Below are 22193 nucleotides of genomic sequence, written 5' to 3'. Positions count from 1 at the left end.
ATATAATGGGGTGTAACAATGAATAGTTCGTTATTAGGTGTATTGTGTTTATTACTCACGTTGGTCGGTTATTATTTTAGTAAGCGCTTGTATTTACGCCAGCAACGCATTTGGTTTGCCCCCATTATTTTAGCCCCTACTATTATTTTGTTGACTGTAGTGATATTTCAAATTCCATTGGTCGATTATTTTCAATTTACCCATTGGCTACCCGCGTTATTAGCGCCTGCGACTATTGCCTTTGCAGTGCCAATTTATAGAGAAAGGGCTCTGATTAAACGTTATCCGTTAACCATAAGTGTAGGCGTATTAGTGGGATTATGTTTAGGCGTTGGTTCATCATGGTTGATTCTCCATTTCACTCATATGCCGGCAGAACTATCTAAAAGCCTCATTGTAAGATCGGTTTCAACTCCCTTTGCTATTGAAGCAACAAGCGCATTTGGTGGCGTCCCTGAATTAACCGCAATGTTAGTGTTAGTGACAGGTATTATGGGAATGCTCATTTGCGATCCTCTTTTTAAAGCTGCCAACATAAAAAGCAGCTTGGCACGAGGTATATCATTAGGCGCGTCAGCCCATGGCGCAGGAGCCGCTAAAGCGAATCAAATTGGCCGAGAAGAAGGCGTCGTCGCAAGTTTAACCATGATTTTTACTGGCATAGCCATGGTGATAACCGCGCCTTTATTTGCGTTACTGTTTAATTAATCTCATATTTGTTTCGACAAATCGTTACGCGATAAAGACTTTCCCTTCGATGGAAATATAGAGTTCTTGCTCACTCGTCACCGCGCTGGAATGCAATTTTATGTACATTATGGCGCAATGTTGATGTTATTAGCATCTTCAAAATCGAATCAAATCGATAGATAAACCTACTCGGATTGATGCTTTCATCACCTATGTTGGTGAGTTAACTGCCCAGGTTAATCAGTCAATCAATATCGTCCGCAATAAGAGCAATAAAACCCACATATTTGGCATGATGATATGGCCTCAGATGTAAGGTTGCGCTTTATTCTTTGTAAGTGGTACTCATAACCGCAAACACTCCATCTCTCCATCACTCCATCTCACATCGGCCTGTATAGCCTCACTAGCACCTGTAACTCCTTCCAAGTGAGTTTTTCTGCCAACGTATCCGTTGGCAATCCTGTTCATCTATGCGCTCCCACTAGAATCTATATTGCGTTAGAAACATTGTTTGTTATGCAAACTAAAAGCCAACTAAATTCAAGCATGTCTGAAAGAACAGTGGCAATTTTCAACATGAGATCACGCGCTCATAATCAACACATTCAGATTGGTATGTAAATTAATTACTGTATTCTCGTTTTTTAATTACTATTTTTTTAAACAAAATAACGATTTTGCTACATCAAATAGTGCATTTATTTTTGACGATGCATTGCGCTTTCCAATTGACTAAAAGAAGTATTCAATGAAAAGTATAAATTCTCTCATAACAGCCTCAGTACTGTTACTTATTTGCAGTAGTTCAGTACAAGCCGAAAATTTCTCCGCGGATAACTATTTGTTCGGTGATATTGGTGGTATCCGAAGCCAGATGCATAATGCCGGTATCGACGTTAGCTTAGGTTATACCTTCGAAACCGGAGGCAACTTAACAGGTGGCCAACATCATGCCACTAGTTATGCCGATCAAACCGTTCTTGGTGTTAACTTCGACCTCGAAAAATTATTAGACTTGTCCGATGCCAACTTCCATTTGTCACTGACCAATAGAGGTGGGCAGAGCCAGAATATTAATGATAAAGCTGAAATCGGCCAGTTAATGCAATCTATAGAAGTGTTTGGCCGCGGCAGAGTGACCCGTATTTCTGAGTTTTATTATGAGCAAAAACTACTTAGTGGCGACCTCAATATTAAGTTAGGCCGTATGAATGTTGGCGCTGAATTTGGTGCTTTCCAATGTGAATTTGCCTATCTTGGATTCTGTGGATCCCAATTCGGTAATGTTAATTCCACGGTTTACAACTGGCTTATAAGCCAATGGGCGGGTGTCGTCAAGTATAAGCTAGCGCCAGAATGGTATGTAAAGACCGGGGTTTACCAAATGAACCCAAGCTGGCTTAAAAACAGTCAAAATCTTAATTTAGGCAGTCCTCATGGCACTTTGGGAGTGACGATTCCTGTAGAACTTGCTTGGATGCCCAACCTCAATGACTTACCAGGTACTTATAAACTGGGTTATTGGCATGATACCGTTGGAGGTGAAGATCTTTACTACAATCAAGATGGTAATCCCTTGATTGTTGATGGTGGCAAAGCACGTCAACATGACAGTAAAGATGGCGCTTATTTTGTCGCAGAGAAACAGGTTACTGCTGTAGATGGTGATTCTGTCCGCGGTCTTAGTGTGTTCCTTATGGGGACGTTGAACGATCAAGATATCACTACTGTGGATAAATCATTGGCATTGGGGGTGAATTATCAAGGTCCATTTACTGCTCGTCCGACAGATAAATGGGGCTTAGCCGCTAAATACCTACATGTGAACGATAGCATAGCTGATAGCGCTCAGCTTTATAATGACAATCACGCACTTTATATGCCTATCCAGGAAACAGAGACGGTCATTGCTAGCTATTACAAATTTCAAGTGACTAAGTATTCTGCTATTCGTCCTGAAATTCAGTACATACATAATCCAGGTGCTATCAGTGAGAATAATAATGATGCTTGGGTTGTCACTCTCAAAGGTGATATTGCATTTTAACTAAAGCTGAAATACAACATGCACTCTAAAACAGCTTAAATTAACACTAATATAAGTAACCGTTGTTGTAGATGTTTTAGATTCGATTATAGATGAATAAACGCAAGGCTAAATACAGAGGTAACGTTTTCAATCTGCGCTGGGGTTTGCTAACGTTTTGGGGTGCTAGTAACAATTAAGTAATTTTGTTACCAATATCATATCTCGGAGATCTGGTTGGGACATCACATCTTACCTTTGGTAAATTAGTGCCAGATCACTAAGGTATTCACTGCGATTATCCGTGATATTTACCTAAATAATATCGTCGTCCCTACACATTAAGGAGTGGCAATCGTTGGCCTCCTTAAAAACGTTCATTTAGTTGTGCTAATAGTCAGATTGATAAGGGAGTAGTGAGTAATCATGTAAGCAGCAGCTTTTCATTTTTACTATTTTCACTGCAAAAAATAAAAAACATTAATATTATGCAGTTAAGTGTTTAATTCGGAGTTCCAATGAATAAAAAAACTTCAACCACAATTCAGTTGCTGGCCCCTTTTACGGGGGTGTGCTGTCCACTGAGTCAGGTTCCTGATGCCGCATTTTCCCAAAAGATGGTGGGTGATGGATTAGCGATAGACCCTACAGAAAACATTCTTCACGCCCCATGTGACGCCACCGTTACTCAAATACATCCTTCTAAGCATGCCGTGACTTTATTAACGGCGACTGGCATCGAAATTCTGCTTCATATAGGTGTCGATACCGTTAAATTGAAAGGCGAAGGATTTAAGGCATTAGTGAAAGTGGGTGATGCTGTAAAAGCTAAAACGCCACTGATTGAGCTGGATTTAGATAAAGTGGGTTGCGGTGTAAAAAGTTTGCGTACCGTCATACTGCTCACGGATATGACCAGAATTATTACATTAACACCAACGACTGAACAATTTGTCAACGCGGGCGATCTGTTATTTAGTGCAGAGGTATCAGCGGCAGTTCGTGCTGTAACAAAGTCAGATGACATGGTCAGTTCTGCGCCAATAGTGGTTATTAATCCAACCGGTATTCATGCTCGGCCTGCTGCTGCCATTGTCACTGCGATTAAAGCATTTGACTGTGACGTGATGATTGATAAAGCAGGCAAGCAAGCAAATGCTCGAAGTGTGGTTGGTCTTATGGGGTTAGACATCGCTTTTGGTGAGCAGATTGTTATTCTCGCTAAAGGTAAAGATCAGCAAGCGGCAATAGCAGCATTATCTGAGGCGATAAGCACTGGTTTAGGTGAAGAGGGCGCCGATGCTTCACTTGTGACTAAGAACGTTAAAAGCGACTTCGATCCTTTTTCCGAACCATCACTACTACTACAAACGAGCCAAGATCCACGTCAGCTGATTGGTGTGGAGGCATCTCCCGGTCAAGTTAAAGGGCGTTTATACGTGATTAAAGCTGAAGTGCCTAAGTTTGACACTTTTGCCGACGATGCACAGATTGAACAGCAAACTTTAGACGATGCAATGAAGGTGGCTAATCAAACCTTAGTTGAACTGGTTGAAGAGCTGCATAACAAGGATATGGGGCAAAAAGCTGATATTTTTGTGGCCCACCAAGAGCTAATGTCAGATCCTGATTTGTACGATGACTGTATTATTGAATTACAGCAAGGTAAGTCGGCCCCTTATGCCTGGAGTAAGAGTATTTGTCGCCAAGCGGACAAACTTGCTGGAATGGAAAACCCATTACTCGCAGGACGTGCCACAGACCTTATCGACGTTGGTAATCGGGTTTCACGCATTATGGCGGGATTGTCTCAGGATACTATTCCGACTGAACTCCCCGAAAATACTATTTTAGTCGCTAAAGATTTAACCCCTTCAGATACTGCCAAACTAAACCCCGCATTCGTTAAAGGCATTTGCACCACTTTAGGAGGGGCATCAAGCCACAGTGCTATTTTAGCTAGAGCAATGGGTATTGCTGCTATGGCTGGTGTTGAAGCTAAGATCATGACCTTGCACGGTACTGAGGTGTTACTCGATACAGCAAAAGGTTATCTATTATTGTCGCCAACTGAAGCTGAAATGGCGCAACTTGATGTGATTAAAAATGCCGCTGAGCAGCAGAAAGCCTTGGCTTTAGCACACAAAGATGAGACAGCCGTTACCTTAGATGGAGTGCGATTTGAAATTGCCGGTAATATCGCTAAAGTCAGTGATGCCCAAAAATTAGTTGAAATGGGAGGCGAAGCGGTTGGTTTATTGCGTTCTGAATTCCTTTATCAAGACCAATCAGTTGCACCTTCAGAGGATGATCAGGAACAAGTCTATCGTGCGGTATTGCAAACGTTAGGACAGCGTCCTTTAGTTGTGCGTACGTTAGATGTAGGAGGAGATAAGCCGTTAGCCTATTTACCTTTGCCTAAAGAAGATAATCCATTCCTCGGTGAACGTGGTATCCGTGTTGGTTTAGATAAGCCTGCAGTATTACGACAACAAGTTCGCGCGCTATTAAAAGCGGCTGAGGCGGGCAACTTACGCATTATGTTCCCGATGGTAGCGTCTTTGTTTGAGCTTAAGTTAGCCAAACAAGTTGTAAAAGAAGAAGCCGAAAAATTGGCTATCGATATTAGTGGGATCCAAATTGGCATCATGATTGAAGTGCCATCGGCTGCCGTGATGGCAGATGTGTTGGCTGAACATGTCGACTTTTTCTCTATTGGTACTAATGATTTGACTCAATATACCTTAGCGATTGATCGTGGACACCCTAAGTTAGCCGCCATTGCTGATGGATTGCATCCTGCAGTATTACGCCTGATCGATATGACGGTTAAGGCCGCGCATGCCAAAGGTAAATGGGCTGGCATTTGTGGTGGATTGGCCGGCGAAAAAGATGCTGTGCCTATTTTGGTCGGCTTAGGTATTGATGAACTGTCTGTGAGTGTGCCTTCAATTCCAGAAGTGAAGCATCAAGTGCGTCATTTAAATCAGCAAGCGTGTCAGCTTATAGCTGCTAAAGCGATGAGCTGTGCAGATGCCAAAGATGTTCGAGCATTAATGCGAGATCCTAATACGTTACTTGCTGTTAAAGGCGATATTGAAAAACGTTGATCACTTGGTAATCTATTAAAATTTCTAAGGTTGTATTATGACATCTAAAACAATAACAGCAGCTAAACCGAAGAAGGCTATGATGAGTGGCGCATTTTCGGTTTTACAAAAAGTGGGCAAATCGGTCATGTTGCCGGTTTCCGTATTACCCGTGGCGGGTATCTTATTAGGCGTTGGGAGCGCAGGTTTTAGTGTGCTCCCCGATATCGTCAATGTGTTAATGGTACAAGCGGGCGAAGCCATTTTTAGCAATATGGGATTGCTATTCGCGATAGGTATCGCGTTAGGATTTGCTAAAAATGATGGTGTGGCTGCTATGGCGGCCTTAGTGGGATATGCCATCATGGTTAAAACCATCGGCGTACTTGAACCTGGTACTGATGTGGGCGTGTTTGGCGGTATGATTGCCGGTGCTATTGCAGCAGCGACCTTTAACCGTTTCTTTAAAATTCAATTGCCTTCATATCTTGGATTCTTCTCAGGTAAACGAAGTGTGCCTATTATTACTGGTTTTGGAGCGATCTTTGCGGGAGTTATCTTATCGTTCATTTGGCCTCCGATAGGCAATGCTATTGCTGCATTTTCCCATTGGGCGGCATATCAAAATCCAACATTAGCTTTTGGTATTTATGGTGTGGTTGAGCGTTCGTTAATTCCAGCCGGTTTACACCATGTATGGAACGTACCTTTCTTCTTCGAAGCGGGCAATTGTGTTGACAGTTTAGGTAAACCTGCAACTGGCGTACTGACGTGTTATTTGCAAGCAGACGATGCGAGTCGAGCTGCTGGTAATGGCTTCGGTCAACTTGCGGGAGGCTATTTGTTTAAAATGTTTGGTTTACCTGCTGCTGCAATGGCGATTTGGCATACTGCCCGTCCAGAAAATCGTGTCATGGTCGGTAGTATCATGATTTCGGCAGCGTTAACCGCATTTTTAACCGGAATTACTGAACCCATTGAGTTTGCATTCTTATTTGCCGCACCATTACTTTATGTAGTACATGCGTTAATGGCTGGTCTTGCTTATGTGCTAGTAAATATGTTTGGTGTTGTTCATGGAACCTCTTTCTCACACGGTTTGATCGATTTTCTTGTTCTTTCAGGTCATTCGCAAAAAATCTGGTTGCTGGTGGTGTTAGGTCTCATTTATGCGGCGCTGTATTACGTGGTGTTTAGATTCTTAATTTTGAAGTTCGACTTGAAAACGCCAGGCCGAATGGATGTCGAATTAGAGCTAGTCTCATCAGAAGGGACAGAAAGAGCGCGTAACTTTATCGAAGCCTTCGGCGGACCAGAGAACCTAGTCAATGTGGATTCTTGTATTACCCGCTTACGGATGGATGTGCGCGATACAAGTAAAGTGGATCAAGCTAGATTGAAGCAGTTAGGCGCCAGTGGCGTGTTGATTTCGGGAAGTGCGGTACAAGCTATTGTGGGGACTATCGCCGAAGTGTCACGTACCGAAATTGATGAAATGCTCGCGTCAGGTGGCTATCTTGCTGCGACTCCCACGCCTGTAATAGCAACAGCAACGGTTAACATTTCAGCAAAGGATCGCGAGCAAGCTCAAGCCATCCTGCCACTATTGGGTGACGTGAGTTCATGTCGTGCTATTGCCGATAATCGCTTACGCTTAGAAGTGAAAGATGCCAGTCTATTAGACAGTACCGCCCTTCAAGCCCATGGCATTGAAGCTGTGTTGGTTTTAAATCCGAACTTGGTTCATTTAATTTTTAGTATGAATACAACAGGACTAGCCAGCGTGTTAAATGAGACTTTTGCCGACTGAAGCTGTTAAGAAGAGGTGATGCAGTCAGATATATGAGTATTAAAATATGATGACAGTATTGACCACATGTTGAATAGCCAACAATTGAATTTGAAAAGGCTTTTTAGGAAAGTGTTCGATTAGCGTAGAACAGAATAAGCCTCATCAGAAATGATGGGGCTTTTTAATGATTTTATACTCAAGGTTTATATGAGTTATATGTCGATGAACCCACCGAAGCGGGTGAGGGTAAGTTATTGAAAAATGATTTAAATGGTTTGAAGACTTTGTAAGCTTGTTGGTAAGTTGCCGGGTGTCAGTAATAAACACAACGTTCTAACATTAAATTATCGATACCTCACACCACTAGAACCCCCCAGTCTGAAGTTTTACAAACTACAATATTTATGCAGTGGTATTGTGACTCCGACAGGTTAAAAATGTATTTACATAAATAAGGCAGATTCATTTTTATAATATTAACACTTCGGTCAGCAAATTGTTATGTAACGGAATTTACAAAATAGAGCAATTTTTATAGGTAGTGACGATGATCAAATTTTTGGTTGCTCATGCTAGGAATTAATTTATGACAAAGATACTCAAAACAGGCATCGTTGGTTACGGCTATGCCGCAAAAACGTTTCATGCACCATTGATTAAGGCTGTATCGGGCCTACAACTCGCCGCAATATCCTCCAGCAATCCGGCAAAGGTGCATATAGACCAACCTGATTTGGCTGTGTTCTCATCCCCCGAAGAGTTATTTTCCTGCGCTGATATAGATTTGGTGGTTATTCCAACTCCCAATGATACGCATTTTCCTCTTGCGGCAGCGGCTCTAGCAGCCGGTAAGCACGTAGTTTTGGATAAGCCATTCACTCTCACTACTAGTGAAGGTAAGGAGCTTATTAAACTCGCTCATCAATATGATCGGCTGCTATCAGTATTTCATAATCGCCGTTGGGATTCCGATTTTTTGACGTTACAGAAGGTGTTGCGCGAAGGTTCACTAGGCCGTGTGACACATTTTGAATCACACTTTGACCGCTATAGGCCTGAAGTTCAAACGCGCTGGCGTGAGTCGGCTGCTCTAGGCGGAGGTTTGTGGTTTGACTTGGGATCGCATTTACTCGATCAGGCACTGCAGTTGTTTGGTACACCAAATACAATGTGGTTAGACCTGGCTCAACAACGTGATGGAGCAGTCGCAGATGACTGGTTTCATGCCGTGCTGGGATATGACGAAATGCGGGTAATTCTTCATGGTAGTGCATTGGTTGCTAACCCTGGCCCACGTATGACAGTGCATGGCACTAGTGGCAGCTTTACTAAGTTTGGTCTTGATACGCAGGAGAATGCGCTTAAGTCAGGTCAGCAGCCTGGAACTCCGGGGTGGGGAAACGATCCACTTTCTTGCAAATTATCGCTGAAACACAAAGACGCGATTATCGAGCAAGACATCATAACGACACCAGGCAATTACCAAGCATATTATGAAGGCATTCGCGATGCGATTTGTCTTGGCAGCCCAAATCCAGTAACGGCAGAGCAGGCCCTTTTGGTCATGAGACTTATTGGACTCGGCATTGCCAGTGTTGAAGAAGGTCGTAAGTTGAAAGTGTTTGATCTCTGAGTATACGCACTAAATTTTTATATTATTTTCGAGCAAGAATACTTGCTCGATTATAAATTAACTTATGTTGTGTAGTGGATATAAAAATCGTTAACTTGTTGTTTACCTTTTCTGCTACACACTCTGTGAGATATATCTCACAAAGTGTGTGAGCCGAATCACCTTATTACGGGTTAATATTTCTCCTGAATATTTAAGTTATTGATTGTAAAGTTTATTTAATTTTGTGTTATCTGTGAGGTATTTTAATCATTTAGAGGTACCTGTTTACGTAGAGGTAAATGAATTATTATTTATCTCGTTCCTAGGACGGGAACATTACAAGGTAGTAAAGAGGTCTTGGAAGACCATGAGTATATGGAAATAACGGACGGTATTGAGTTTCAGGATGAAACGTTAAACTTGCTCAATGGACGCAATAGCGGATTAAGCGAGTTTTATAACATTATCAGGATGATAGTGTGCAATGGATGCAAGATTCTACGCAAATGATTTGCGACAGGATACGTTAAGAATTTCATGGATGATATAAGGACACGCTCAGGATGGAGCAGGCTCGGTAAAAGGATAATCGAGTAAGATGGAAAGTACTTAATTGTACAAGGAACATCAAGGATTGAACAAGGATAGAGCAGGAAGCAAGTGATACGCATGGATGGTGCAGGGAGCACATTTATAGCTGGAAAGCTTAACAAGAGATCAAGAGGCCGCGACAGTTACTGTCGCGGCCTTTCTTTTGGTCTTTTTTCAGTATCGGTGTAATGGTAGATAATGAAATCTTTGCTTATTAGAATGTGGTTGTTGCTTGGAGTTCCTTTGGCGTGTATCAACCATTCCGTACTGGCGACCAAGCATTTTTAGGCTTAGATTCTTTTTTCCAAGATTCCGAACTTTGTTCGTTAAAGCACGCAAGACAAACTTATCTAGATAAAGTAAAGAGCTGGAGCAAAAACTATGCTCATAATGGTGATGAGATAAAGGGCGAGGTGCTTTTTCTACACTTACAGTTAAAACAAGTTTAATGAATAAACTCACCTAAAAAGTAGTTAAACAAGGACGCAAAACAGTTGGTTTTTGACCCATCGGCTCTAATTTTAACCAACTATATTATTGCCTGTTAACAGGTCATTACTTACTCGCTTTTTTCCATAAATGCGTTACATGTCTTGCTTGAAAATGGATAAGTTCACCACTGAATTTGAGGCCGTTACAGAAAATGACGTGAGCTAGCCCTAGATGGCGAGCTAGCTTTGGAGGGGAAGGGACGCCCCATCTGAAGCGTTAGCATTTTCGAATAAGGCTGAAGCAGGATTCAAACGAAGTCAAAAGCTGGATTTTACCACGTCGCGAAATTATCGCTTTTCAGATTATTTTGATGTGGCAGCTGGAAGTTCCAAGAGGGAGTAGCCGTTGATTTCCTCTTGGTCTGGTGTGGGCTACGCGCCACGACGTTAGTGGCCGCAGGCCATATCTTAAACAAATTTTTGTCCAAATATGAGTTAGCTCTTTAACCTTTATAATGTTCTTATGCAGATAAACATCAAGTTAAACAGACGCTATATAGATAAGTCCGCATTATAACGCTAGCAGTTGCGGTAAATACTCACTGTCTAAAGCTGCAATTTCGATTTGTTCGGTGAGCACATCATGCAATATTTGATGACTGGTCAACGGATTGGCCAGTACCACACGAAATACTGTCGTTGGTTGGCGTAAGTATTTTGCAGGCTTAATACGTGTGCGTGACACAAACGATTTGCCTTGTTCGCGTTGATGCTTTTGAATAAATTGCGTCAGTCCATCGAGTAGTTCATTGATTGATGCAACTAAAACGCTATCTTGGTTGGCTAGAGCTGTAGTAAGTATGGCTTGCACCGATTTTGGTACATAACGATAGGTCAGCAAACATAACTCAGGCTCAGTGACTAACTCAAAATCAGGGTGTTGGTCGATGATTGAGGCAAAGTAACGGGCTTTTTCTAGGCTGTTATTAATGAGGATTTCATAGCCATCGCGGCCAATAATTTGAAGACAAGCATGTACGAGCATTGCCATTCCAGGTCGCGAACCTTCCAGCGTTTGACTGCCTAGGTCTTTTGAACCCACCCGTAGAATATATTCAGCATGATGCACTATGGCTTGCGCCAGTTCAGGGTCTTTAAATAACACCATACCGGCGCCCATTGGAACATACATTTGCTTATGGGCATCGATAGTAACGGAGTCAGCTAACTCGATGCCTTTTAGTAAATGGCTATATTTTTTGGACAATAAACTTGCGCCGCCCCATGCCGCATCTACATGGAAATGACAATTTAGCTCGCTGGCTAACACTGCTAATTCAGTTAAGGGATCCACATTGCCTGTTTCAGTTGTACCCGCGATACCAACAATGGCCATGACTTTTATATTTTGTTGTGCCAGCTTTTCTGCTGCATCACGCATGGCAGCAACATCGACTTTATGATGCTCATCTGTTGGGATGCTAATGATGTTATCTCGGCCAATACCCAACAAGTCGGCAGTTTTGCCCAAAGAGTAATGACCGCGATCGGACACTAAAATAGCAAGGTCATCATAGCCATAAAAACGCAATGCTTTCGTCATTCCTTCGCGGGTGACGCCTTTAAATTCGCCGCGTGGTTGTAACAGCCGGTTTCGGGCAATCCACAGTGCGGTGATATTGGCAACGGTGCCACCTGAGCAAAATGCCCCGAGTGAGTGGTTAGCACTGTGCATCCATTGGTGATAGAAATCATCAGATTGTTGATACACCAAATGATGCATCATGCCTAACACTTGGCGCTCTAATGGGGTAAAGGCTTTCGATGTTTCAATTTTGACTAAATTTTGATTTAGACCCACCATCATTTTTGACAGTGGTAACACGAAATAAGGCAATGCCGAGGTCATGTGTCCAATAAAACTGGGTGCTGAAGTATGGACTGAATGAGCGACTAGGTTTTGCATGATTTCGTCGGCATAATCAGAAACGAACTTGGGATCGGTCGGTATCTGATAGGCGCTAAAGTCAGTTTCTATTTCTGACAGCGGTTTTTCCAGTGCGGCGATGCTGTTACCTAAAAAACCTGCGAGGTCTTGAGACAGCTTTTGCTCAATAATGCTCAACGTCGAGGTTGAATCTTCAGGGGCGGTAAAAATTCGCAGTAAGCTGTCTTCTGAAGCGTTTGCTTGACGGGTGATTTTCGAGGTCATTTTGCTTGCCGTAATGATGAAAACTTCATCCTGATAGCATTGACGGGTTCTTTACGATTAACGCTACACCTTCAGGATGAAATGAGGGTGCTAACTTTACTGTATGGCTGGTTTCGCTTCAAGTATTTATCGTGTTATTACTGCGGATTAGCTGCGTTAATTCAGAATATGAATGATGTTGATATGAATAATCCAGCACAAATGCGATAAGGCATTTGTGCTGGATTAGATTACTTGTCTGCAAATGAAAGTGACATCATTGCCGCAATGTTGCGCGCGGTATTGGTTAGATTAACCTGGGCTTCAGACAATACTTGCTCTAAGGGCTGCAACGCAGGAATGATAGGAAAAATAGCATGCATGCCTTCGGCTAAAATAGCATCTGCATTTTCACCAAGGCATCCTGAAATACCGATAACCGGAATATTAAGTTGTTTGGCGACATTCAATACTCCCATAGGGGTTTTACCAAACACGGTTTGACCGTCTATTCGACCTTCACCGGTAATAACCAGATCAGCATTGAGACAATGTTGTGCCAACTTAACGCTTTTAGTGACAATATCGACCCCAGGTTTTAAGGTTGCATTTAACATTGTCATTACGCCAAATCCCATACCGCCAGCAGCCCCAGCACCAGGGTGTAATTGACAGTGTCCATCAATTGACTGGTTAAGGTGTTGGTTAATGATATGAGCAAAATGCCCCAAAGCGAGATCAAGTTGCTCAACCATCTCAGTAGTAGCCCCTTTTTGTGGACCAAAAATAGCACTGGCGCCTCGTGGCCCGCATAATGGATTATCGACATCGCACGCAACTTCAATTACGCACTCCTTAATGGCTGGATGGCATGATTGCATGTCGATGTAATGTAATTCGGCGAGGGCAGCTCCACCAAAAGGTAATGGAGTATTATTTATATCACTTAGTTGGACTCCTAAGGCCTGCATCATGCCTGCGCCTGCATCGTTAGTCGCACTGCCACCTAGGCCTAAAATGATGTGTCTTATGCCTCTGTCTAATGCATCGGCAATCAACTCACCAGTACCAAAACTGGTGGTTAATAATGGATTACGTTGAGTGGATGGCACCAGATGTAAACCTGATGCGGCAGCCATTTCGATTATTGCCGTTTGGTTTCCATCCTCATCTAGTTGGCCTAGCACGCCATAAAATGCGTTAACAGGTAAACCTAAAGGCCCTGTGACAGTGAGATTAATAATCTGTCCTTGGGTGGCATCGACCATAGCTTGTACTGTACCTTCACCGCCGTCGGCCATTGGCACTTTACAATATTGCGCGTTTGGGAATACCTGTTTAAATCCATTCTCAATGGCATTAGCCACTTCTAGGGCGCTTAGGCTTTCTTTAAATGAATCGGGTGCAATAACAATTTTCATATAAGACTCTGATTAATAATTTACAGTAAAAATAAGCTTAGTAGATAAACGGTAATCATCGCCGTGACTCCCTGGATTAAGGTGGCCATTGTTTGGGCCCGATACGCTTGTTTGACGCTCATGCGGCTAAATTGAGTCACCACCCAGAAGAAGCTATCGTTTGCATGTGAGACGGTCATCGCACCCGCACCAATTGCCATTACGGTTAACACTCGGCCCATTTCTGAGGCTAAACCAATATCTCCTAGTAATGGTGCCACTAATGCTGAGGTAGCGACTAATGCCACCGTAGATGAACCTTGTGCTGATTTGAGTGCCGCGGCCACGATAAACGGCATAAAAATACCCACACCTAAAGCGGACAAGCTACTACCCAGAAATGCACCAATCTCAGTGGCTTTTAATACCGCGCCAAATGCACCGCCAGCACCGGTGATCAATAAAATAGGTGCTGATACCACTAAACCTTGGCTGATACGATCGCTAAACTCTTTGATTTTTTGGTTGCTTTTTAACAGCGATAACGACAGAAATAGGCCGATCATTAAGGCGTTAACAGGTTGGCCCAAGAACACTAATAAATCGAATAAGCCTTGTTCACCTAATGGTTTTGAAGGGAAGTTAGCCACCGAGCCTAAGCAGATTAAAATGATAGGTACAAAAATAGGCGCAAATGCTTTGGTAGGGCTAGGTAATTCGCCATAGGTTTTCTTTAGATCATCAAAATCTTCTTGCTGCAGATTCAGTTCTTCGGCGCCTTCTCCGTCTGGCTGCTCATTGGCAAAACGATTGGCCCACAACATACCGGCAAAAGCGGCAATGGCAGCAACAAACACACCGACAGCAATAACGAGTCCAAGTTGTGATTCAAGACCAAGATTACCCGCTGCAGCGATAGGACCTGGGGTTGGCGGCACAAAGGTATGAGTTGCGTATAACCCAGTTGCTAGGGCGACGCTCATGGCAACTTGAGACACTTTCATCCGGTTTGCCATTGACTGTTTTAATGAATTTAAAATCACAAAACCTGAATCACAAAAAACAGGGATCGACACTAAGTAGCCAATCATTGACATAGTTAACGTTGGGAATCGTTGGCCAAACAGTTTAATGACCACATCTGCCATAGTTATGGCTGCACCACTTTTTTCGAGAATGGTGCCAATAATCGTACCGAGCACAATGACTAAGCCGATGTAACCTAAAATACCACCGAAACCGCCAGTGATGGTTTTGGCAATTTCATTGCTGGGTAAACCATAGGCAAATGCGGTGAGAAATGAGGCTAAAATGAGGGTTAAAAAAGGGTGTAGTTTAAATTTAGAGGTGGCGATGACGATAAAGGCTATCACGCCGATTAAGATCAATATTAGTCCCATAGAGTACTCGTTATTTATTATTGTAGGGGGTGGTTTAGTATTCATCATAGTAAACCATTACCTATAAATTACTTTGTGCGCTTGCACTAATAAATCTATGAGTTAATACTATTTTTGTGCTGATGCACAATTAAGTGTTAGGTTGGTGAATTAACTGACCTAAATATAAACTCAGTAATCCATTAAAACTGTGTAAATCAATATTGGTGATAGTTTGAATTTTATCTAATCGGTAACGCAGTGTGTTTCGATGGATAAACAAACTGTTAGCACAGGCTTGGATGTCTCCCATGTGTTCTAGATAAGCGGCAAGTGTTTTTTGCAATTGTTGGTTATTGTCAACTGCAATCAGTTTCATGTAAGGCCCAGCAAGCGCATTACCTCGCCAGTGTTGCCGTAACCCTGATAACAGTACTTGTAAGCTGTAGTCTTGGTATAAATATTTGGTTTTTGTTGGATGTAATCTTTTTCCAATATCTAACGTTTCTTTGGCGGTGCGATAGGAGTAACTAATGCCTAATTCACCACTGAAATAATGCCCCAATGAAATATGCAGGCTAAGTTGCATATTGGCGGGTAAGCGTTTGAGTAATTTGTTGATGCGTTGGTTTTCAAGCTCAGGGTCAAATTGCTTACCATCTAAAAAAGCCGGCTTTAAAATAACTAATTGAGTGAGTGATGTCATCGCAATTAAGTTATCGCGTACAGGATTTTGTAATAAATACAGTACTTGTTTTAATGCTTGATTGTCTTGTTGATATAATGGGTTTTTGTTATCAAGTTCGATAATGGCGGCCACTCGCGGTACGCTTAAATCGACACCTAATTGCAATGCCCATTGTTGTAAAGAAGGTAAGTCTTGCTCATTGGCATGAATGAGTTGCGAAATAAACTCCTCTTTTTGACGATTCTGCCACTGTAATTGCTCTTGCAAATTTGCTTGCTCGACAATCATCTCTGCTGTCATCTTAAGCAGTTCACCATAGTGGCTTAATGTGTCTGGCTCGCCAGTGATACCGATAACGCCAACCACTTGACCTTGGTAATGCAATGGCAAATTTAGCCCAGGTTTGACGCCATGTAAGTTTGAAGCGATGGCTTGGCTTATTTCAACATTGCGATTTTGGCTGATAGCTAATAGTGCCCCCTCATGTACAGTGCCAATCCGATCGATATCGCCTGAACCTAATATCACTGCTTGAGCATTCATAACATTGATATTATGACCAATAATTTTCATGGTTCGGTCGACAATTTTAGTGGCAATTAGTGTATCAATTTGAAACATGAATTTCTCTGGGCAATCAATATCGGTACTGAATGATACCTGATGTTAGCTAAGTATTGGGAGGAGGTTGGTGCTTAAATGCATTGGAAATTTAAAAAACAAGCAATGGTCTTTAACAAGCAATAGGGGAGGAAAGATGAGCAACATAAAATGGGGGGCACATCCATTTGCCCAAACTTCAATCACAAGCTATTCACCTTGTTAATATAATGTTAAATCCGGTGTAATTGCAAGTTTTTTATACAATAGGATGCTAGCGACCGTTTTTGTGTCTAAAGGTCATTAAATCAAATGATATAAAAACGCCAACCTAGATAAGGTTGGCGTCATTTTTAATGTGATCGACTTGGTTATATTACCGTGATATCACTTACAGACTATAACTCACGTTGAGCATGATCATGTGTGCAGTGTAGTCATGCTGTAAATTACCTAAACTCATGACATTCCAAATGGTATCTGGCTCAATATCATTGGCGTCATCATTATCAAGGTATTTTTCCATTTTGTAGTCTATACGCAAGGCCATTTTTTCGGTGGCTTGATATTGTGCATACACATTAATGTTATGCACTTTGGCAAAATAGTCACCGTAATCGCCACTAATACCTTGTCTTACTTGGGTGTTACTGTCTGAGTCTGAGTAGGTATAATCCAAACCTAAGCGCAAACGACTGTCCATTAAATTGTTGTAGCTTAAGCCTGCGCCAACAACATCGACAGTGTCTTCAATATCGGCTTGCCAAGTCGCTATACTTAAATTGGCGCTGCCAGATTGAGCAGATTTGATGATTTGATGGTTATAAAATGTATTAACATTCATATCGTCATTAATCATGTAGCTCAGATTAATATCGTAGTTTGTATCTTTTGATTCAGTTAAACCTATTTGCGTATTTGTATAGTCATCATATGCATAGCGAACCCCAAAATCGACGTTCAAGTTATCAATAGGGCTATGATTAACACGCGCCTCTATTTGAGTGCGGTCACGGTCGGCCAAATAGTATCGACGTAGCAACGGATTTTGTTCTGCAGATGACGATTCTGATGCTTTATATTCTGAACCATCTCTCTTGCTCAAACTACCTTTAAGCCACATATCCCACATGTCAAAACTATTGACGCGTAAACGTGCCCAGACGTTATTATCGTCAGTGGTTTCTCTGCCTTGATTACTGCGTTCATCTCGTTTGAAATCATAACCCGCATCGAGTTTTAAACCATGGTTGATACGATAGTCAGTGGATAATTTAGCGCTATGGGTAGTGAGATCGTATGGCGTGTTATACCGCACTTTGCCGGTAACATCGTTAATGCTAATTTGAGTCCATTGTTCGATTTGGGTGTTGTTTTCTCTGTCGTTATAATCATAACTGCCAGTGAGACGCCATGCTCGGCTGAGCTTAGTCACCGCTTTAAGTGTCATGCCGGTGATATCAACTTTTGCATCAATAGAATCTGCCGGTAATGAATAGCCATAACCTATGCTAGTTAATTGCTGATCTTGGGTCATTTGGCCCATGAGTAAACGGCCACTTAAGCTGGTAATGGAATCGTTATATTGGCCCATTAGCGAAATAGTATGGGCCTCGTTATCTGGGTCTAGCGCCATATAACCACGACTTTGCGCCCCAAACGTAGGGTTAAAGGCGCTGTCAAAACCAAGCTGCTGGTGGTTATTGCTAAACACTGAACCATTGTAGTTTATGCTGGTAAACCAGTGATCACCACGGAGTTTAATCCCAGCGTTTAAGATGTCGGTGGTGTAATCAACCGGCTCCGCTAACATCATTGACTGGTTGAAAAAACTGCCAGAGGCAACTTTGGTTCCGGTTTTCTCTTCACGCTGAAAATTAACGTAGGTTGTGAACAGTGATTCTGTTTGATATTCAAATCCTAGACCGGCACGTTCACGTTTAAGCGACAATTCAAATGGGGTTAAACTGCTATAAAGCATTGGCATGTCTGAGCTTGAACCTGCCGTTACCCAATTATCCGCTAAAGTAAGATTATCGCTGCCGATATTCTGGTAAGGACTTAAGGCATTATTGCTCTGATACGTAGCGATGGAGCGATAACCTAGATTGAGGCGATACAATCCAAGTTTACCGACATCTATTTCCATACGGCCATTGTCCATGCCCATGTTATTTGCGACGACTTTTGCTTGGTAGCCATTGTCACCGCGATACTTTATATCGGCATCAATTTTGCCAGCAGTTTGATTACTGCTATTAAAGGCGTTAGCTGAGTTAATATCGTCTTCGCTGTTGTAACCAATACCAACCCCGACAGTTCCTGTGGTACCTGTTTCGACAGCACAAGCCTTACAATTCCAAGCATCATATTTAATATTGTCGGTTTTAGCATTTGCTAGGCCATAACCATCAGCCATCAGGCTAAAGCTGGTACTAGTGAGTAACGCTAAGGTAATGAGGTTCAATTTGGTATTCATAATATAATCTCCTTAGCGCTGCAGTAACTTACCAGACGGATGGTTTGAACCATGCACCTGACTATGACAATTTAAGCAGCTGCGACCACCAGTAAAGGCATTACCATTTACTGTTGAACCCATATCAGTGTTACCTAGATAAGCGTTGCTGGTGTGATTGTCACTCGCATGACATTGCTGACACAGTTGTGGCGCACGAGTTTTGAGCATTGCATCGTTCACAGAACCGTGTGGATTATGGCAATTGACGCAATTTTCGGTGACGGGTGCATGCTCCCACAGCTTTGGGCCGCGTTTCTCAGCGTGACATGAATAACACGTTTCATTGACTGTTGGCTGAACAAGATCTGAATCGCTCAAACTGCCATGTGGATTATGACAGTCGCTACAGGTCATTTGATTCCATTTCATTGGATGACTGGTGCGCTTGTTCATGTCAGCTTTTTGTCTGGTGTGACAAGTGGTACATACTTCGACTTCTGTTTGCTTTGACAGTATTGGGTCATGTTCAGCATGTATGCTATGACAAGATGCACATGCCACATCGGCATTGGCGTGATGACTACTGTCCCATGCCACGCGTTTGTCGTCGAGATGACAGCTCATACACACACTGTTTTGCTTGTCTGCAGCGAGTGTTGAAGTTGGGCCAAAGGTAATCATTGGCTCTTTACCACCACGATTATGTGAACCTAGTGGGCCGTGACACGCTTCGCACTGTAATCCAGCCATTGGACTTTTTGATGAATCAATTGCGCCATGAGCACCTTTGAATAAATCCATGACCTTTTCTGATTTTTTATGACACATCAAACAAGTGTCGGCACCCTTTGGTGAGTATTTTCCTTCGGCGAATTTTTTATCGAGTGTTGCTTCAACTTCTGCCGGTGTCATGCTGGCATCCCACTTTGCCGCCTGTACATGACTCGACATAAACAGCGTCGATGCAGTAAGGCAGAGCAGGGCTAAAAATAAGGTATTTATTGAATGTGTGGTCTTCATAAGTAGACTTCCTAATTTGTCCATTTTGATGATCAACAAGTTGATTACGTAAGCCATAGCATGAGAGAGAAGCAGGGCTTCTCTCTCAATGGACAAATTAAAGCTTCACTTGTGTGTGGTTTTCAATGGTGGGTGCATGGCAGAAGAAACAGGTTTCTAACTGCGCAGCATCATTGGCTTCTTGATAGCTACCATTAACAACCGCACCTTGACTTTGTGCATGCTGCGAAATCGTGTCAAAGCCATGACAAGATGCGCACGTTGCAGTGATAGGTGTTGTATAAAGGCCTTGCGACGTAGCAAGTGCACCTTTAACTTTGAATGCATCAAGATTAAAGTCGTTGTGACACTGAGTACAGTCTTTGATAATGCCTTGCTCACCATGAACACTGTGCAATTTCATTTCAATGGCGCCTTGATTAGCACCAGAAGCATAAGTGCCATCTGGCGTATGACAAGCCACACAACCATCCAAACCTATGGTGACTTCGCCATTAAGCTCACGAGCTAATTGTTCTGACATCACAAAACCAGCATGGTGGCCTTTATGCAACTCAAAAGTATCTCCATGGCAATTATCACATGAACCAAAATTGACCGAGTCAGTGTGACGATAGCTAGGCGCATTACCAGAGAAAGTGCCTACTGTGAACTCGGCTTTCATGCTGGTAGTTGCTACGCCGTCGACACAATCAATGGCTTGAATACCATCGTTACACATTTCAAGACCAATAAAGCTAAAGGCGGTATCTGTGTCGCCTGCGCCAAATGGCAGTGATGCAATGTTATAGACTAAGTTACCTGATTCAATGACTACATCGGCTTGTAACAGACCCGCTTTGATAAAGTCTTTGCTGATTTTGGCTAAACCGCTTCCTGGGCTAGGGTTATATCCCATAATTGGGAAGTTAGGTCCGACGTTAGTGATGGTTTCAATTCGTTGAATTTTGCTGACTAAGCTTGCAGCATCAATGGCCGTACCATTAGCATCTAAAATCGTTACCGATAGGGTCGCTGACTTGTCTTCGGTGCTTGATTTATTAGCCGTTAGTTTTGCTGTCATGCCGTATAAATCGATAAATGCTTTTTTCTGAGTATACGAAGTTGTGTGTAATTCTTCTGTCCAACTTGCATTATGACAAGCTATACAATTTGAATTATCCACTTGTTGCGGATGACCTTGACCCGTTTTAAAGTCAATATCGGTATGGCAACTTGAACAGGCTTCCATGGTTGGAATTCGAGACCAGTTGTTCGATTCGCTCAGTTGTTCAGAATCAACATGACAAGTGGTGCAATTATCTTGCACTATCGCATGCGCTGCTTCTGCACTCTTGTCCAAGTTGCGGCCATACATTTTGGTATTGTTATGAACATTATGAATTAAGTGACTGAACTCAACTTGAACCTTGTCTTTTTCAATGGCCATTTCGTTGGTATGGCAAGATGTACAGGTTTCTAAATCAGTGTAGCTATGATAAATACTTTCACCCTTTGCATGGCAGGTATTACAAGTAGCGCCACTGACGATGTTTTTAGTGTATTTAGCTTCAAATCCTTCACCGTCAAAATCTTTGGTAATTTCAGTACGCGGCACTCCGGTAACGCCGTCTTGCAAGGTTGATGCACTTGCAATTACATTGTAACGTTGGGTTAGCTCTGGGTTAAAGCCTTCAACATTGACTGTGAAACTGTAATTGCCGTTACCATGGTCGGTAAAAGCTTTTTCGGAGCCAATAAATTGCCATTGGGCTGAATTACCTGCACCACTTGCGCCAGCTGGAATGAGTTGGACGACTTTTTTAATTTCAAAGTCTTTAAGACCCGCTACAGGGAGATCTTTTTCATTGGTCGCAAATACTTCAATAGTCGGTTTGCTATCTTGATAAGTGACTTTAGTGATATCTAAGTTTAGCGTTTTAATTGCTTCAGCAGGCTCGCCACCAGGGTTTCCTGGATTACCAGCTTCACCATCATCGCCTCCGCCACAACCGACCAGTGTCATTGATGCTGACATAGCAAGTAATAATGCCATTTTTGTGTATTTTTTATTCATCATATTTTCCCTGCAAAGGTCATCCATCTAACTCACTGGCAGTATGTTCTGCAATTATCTTATTCAGTTAAGTTGATGTTGGAATTAATTTTCCCAACACTAAGATTACGTTACAAACAGCAACTCGTCTTTAAAACGAACGTAATTGTGTGATGATGATC

The 22193-nt window shown here is 42.4% G+C and carries 13 protein-coding genes; 6 read left to right on the top strand and 7 right to left on the bottom strand.

Annotated elements, in window-relative coordinates:
• Window positions 1-18 precede the first annotated feature (18 nt).
• The 6 genes from HNW13_RS14045 to HNW13_RS14020 all read left to right on the top strand — a co-directional run bounded on the left by HNW13_RS14045 (window position 19) and on the right by HNW13_RS14020 (window position 10255).
• On the top strand, window positions 19-708 hold the full coding sequence (locus HNW13_RS14045) for an LrgB family protein (protein ID WP_101086616.1): 690 nt from the start codon (window positions 19-21) through the stop codon (window positions 706-708).
• 733 nt (window positions 709-1441) lie between these two features.
• Window positions 1442-2740 (top strand): carbohydrate porin, encoded by a 1299-nt coding sequence (locus tag HNW13_RS14040; protein ID WP_192116018.1) that lies wholly within the window; start codon window positions 1442-1444, stop codon window positions 2738-2740.
• A gap of 497 nt (window positions 2741-3237) precedes the next feature.
• Window positions 3238-5829 carry a phosphoenolpyruvate--protein phosphotransferase gene (gene ptsP, locus HNW13_RS14035; protein WP_194956163.1) on the top strand — a complete coding sequence of 864 codons (2592 nt, stop codon included), beginning with the start codon at window positions 3238-3240 and terminating at the stop codon, window positions 5827-5829.
• Window positions 5830-5866: 37 nt separating this feature from the next.
• Window positions 5867-7618, top strand: coding sequence for a PTS glucose transporter subunit IIBC (ptsG, locus tag HNW13_RS14030; protein WP_162023514.1), 1752 nt, complete (start codon window positions 5867-5869; stop codon window positions 7616-7618).
• 568 nt (window positions 7619-8186) lie between these two features.
• On the top strand, window positions 8187-9233 hold the full coding sequence (locus HNW13_RS14025; RefSeq protein WP_192116017.1) for an oxidoreductase: 1047 nt from the start codon (window positions 8187-8189) through the stop codon (window positions 9231-9233).
• A gap of 821 nt (window positions 9234-10054) precedes the next feature.
• Window positions 10055-10255 carry a hypothetical protein gene (locus tag HNW13_RS14020; protein WP_192116016.1) on the top strand — a complete coding sequence of 67 codons (201 nt, stop codon included), beginning with the start codon at window positions 10055-10057 and terminating at the stop codon, window positions 10253-10255.
• 553 nt (window positions 10256-10808) lie between these two features.
• Here the strand turns inward: HNW13_RS14020 and panP are convergent.
• The 7 genes from panP to HNW13_RS13985 all read right to left on the bottom strand — a co-directional run bounded on the left by panP (window position 10809) and on the right by HNW13_RS13985 (window position 22035).
• Window positions 10809-12449 (bottom strand): pyridoxal-dependent aspartate 1-decarboxylase PanP, encoded by a 1641-nt coding sequence (panP, locus tag HNW13_RS14015; RefSeq protein WP_192116015.1) that lies wholly within the window; start codon window positions 12447-12449, stop codon window positions 10809-10811.
• Between the two features lie 230 nt (window positions 12450-12679).
• Complete coding sequence (locus tag HNW13_RS14010; protein ID WP_192116014.1) at window positions 12680-13849, bottom strand: glycerate kinase; 1170 nt, start codon at window positions 13847-13849, stop codon at window positions 12680-12682.
• Between the two features lie 20 nt (window positions 13850-13869).
• A complete protein-coding gene (locus HNW13_RS14005; RefSeq protein WP_162022704.1) occupies window positions 13870-15228 on the bottom strand; it encodes a GntP family permease in 1359 nt (452 codons plus the stop codon).
• Window positions 15229-15358: 130 nt separating this feature from the next.
• A complete protein-coding gene (locus tag HNW13_RS14000; protein WP_192116013.1) occupies window positions 15359-16516 on the bottom strand; it encodes a sugar diacid recognition domain-containing protein in 1158 nt (385 codons plus the stop codon).
• Window positions 16517-16886: 370 nt separating this feature from the next.
• Window positions 16887-18974, bottom strand: coding sequence for an MtrB/PioB family decaheme-associated outer membrane protein (locus HNW13_RS13995; RefSeq protein WP_192116012.1), 2088 nt, complete (start codon window positions 18972-18974; stop codon window positions 16887-16889).
• Between the two features lie 12 nt (window positions 18975-18986).
• A complete protein-coding gene (locus tag HNW13_RS13990; RefSeq protein ID WP_242445197.1) occupies window positions 18987-19907 on the bottom strand; it encodes a DmsE family decaheme c-type cytochrome in 921 nt (306 codons plus the stop codon).
• A gap of 166 nt (window positions 19908-20073) precedes the next feature.
• A complete protein-coding gene (locus tag HNW13_RS13985; RefSeq protein WP_192116011.1) occupies window positions 20074-22035 on the bottom strand; it encodes an OmcA/MtrC family decaheme c-type cytochrome in 1962 nt (653 codons plus the stop codon).
• Window positions 22036-22193 lie beyond the last annotated feature (158 nt).

It is taken from the genome of Shewanella sp. BF02_Schw, from assembly GCF_014596695.2.
Classification (GTDB): Bacteria; Pseudomonadota; Gammaproteobacteria; order Enterobacterales; family Shewanellaceae; genus Shewanella.
The sequence above is the reverse complement of the archived record's forward strand: the minus strand, read 5'-3'. Positions and strand labels throughout refer to the sequence as shown.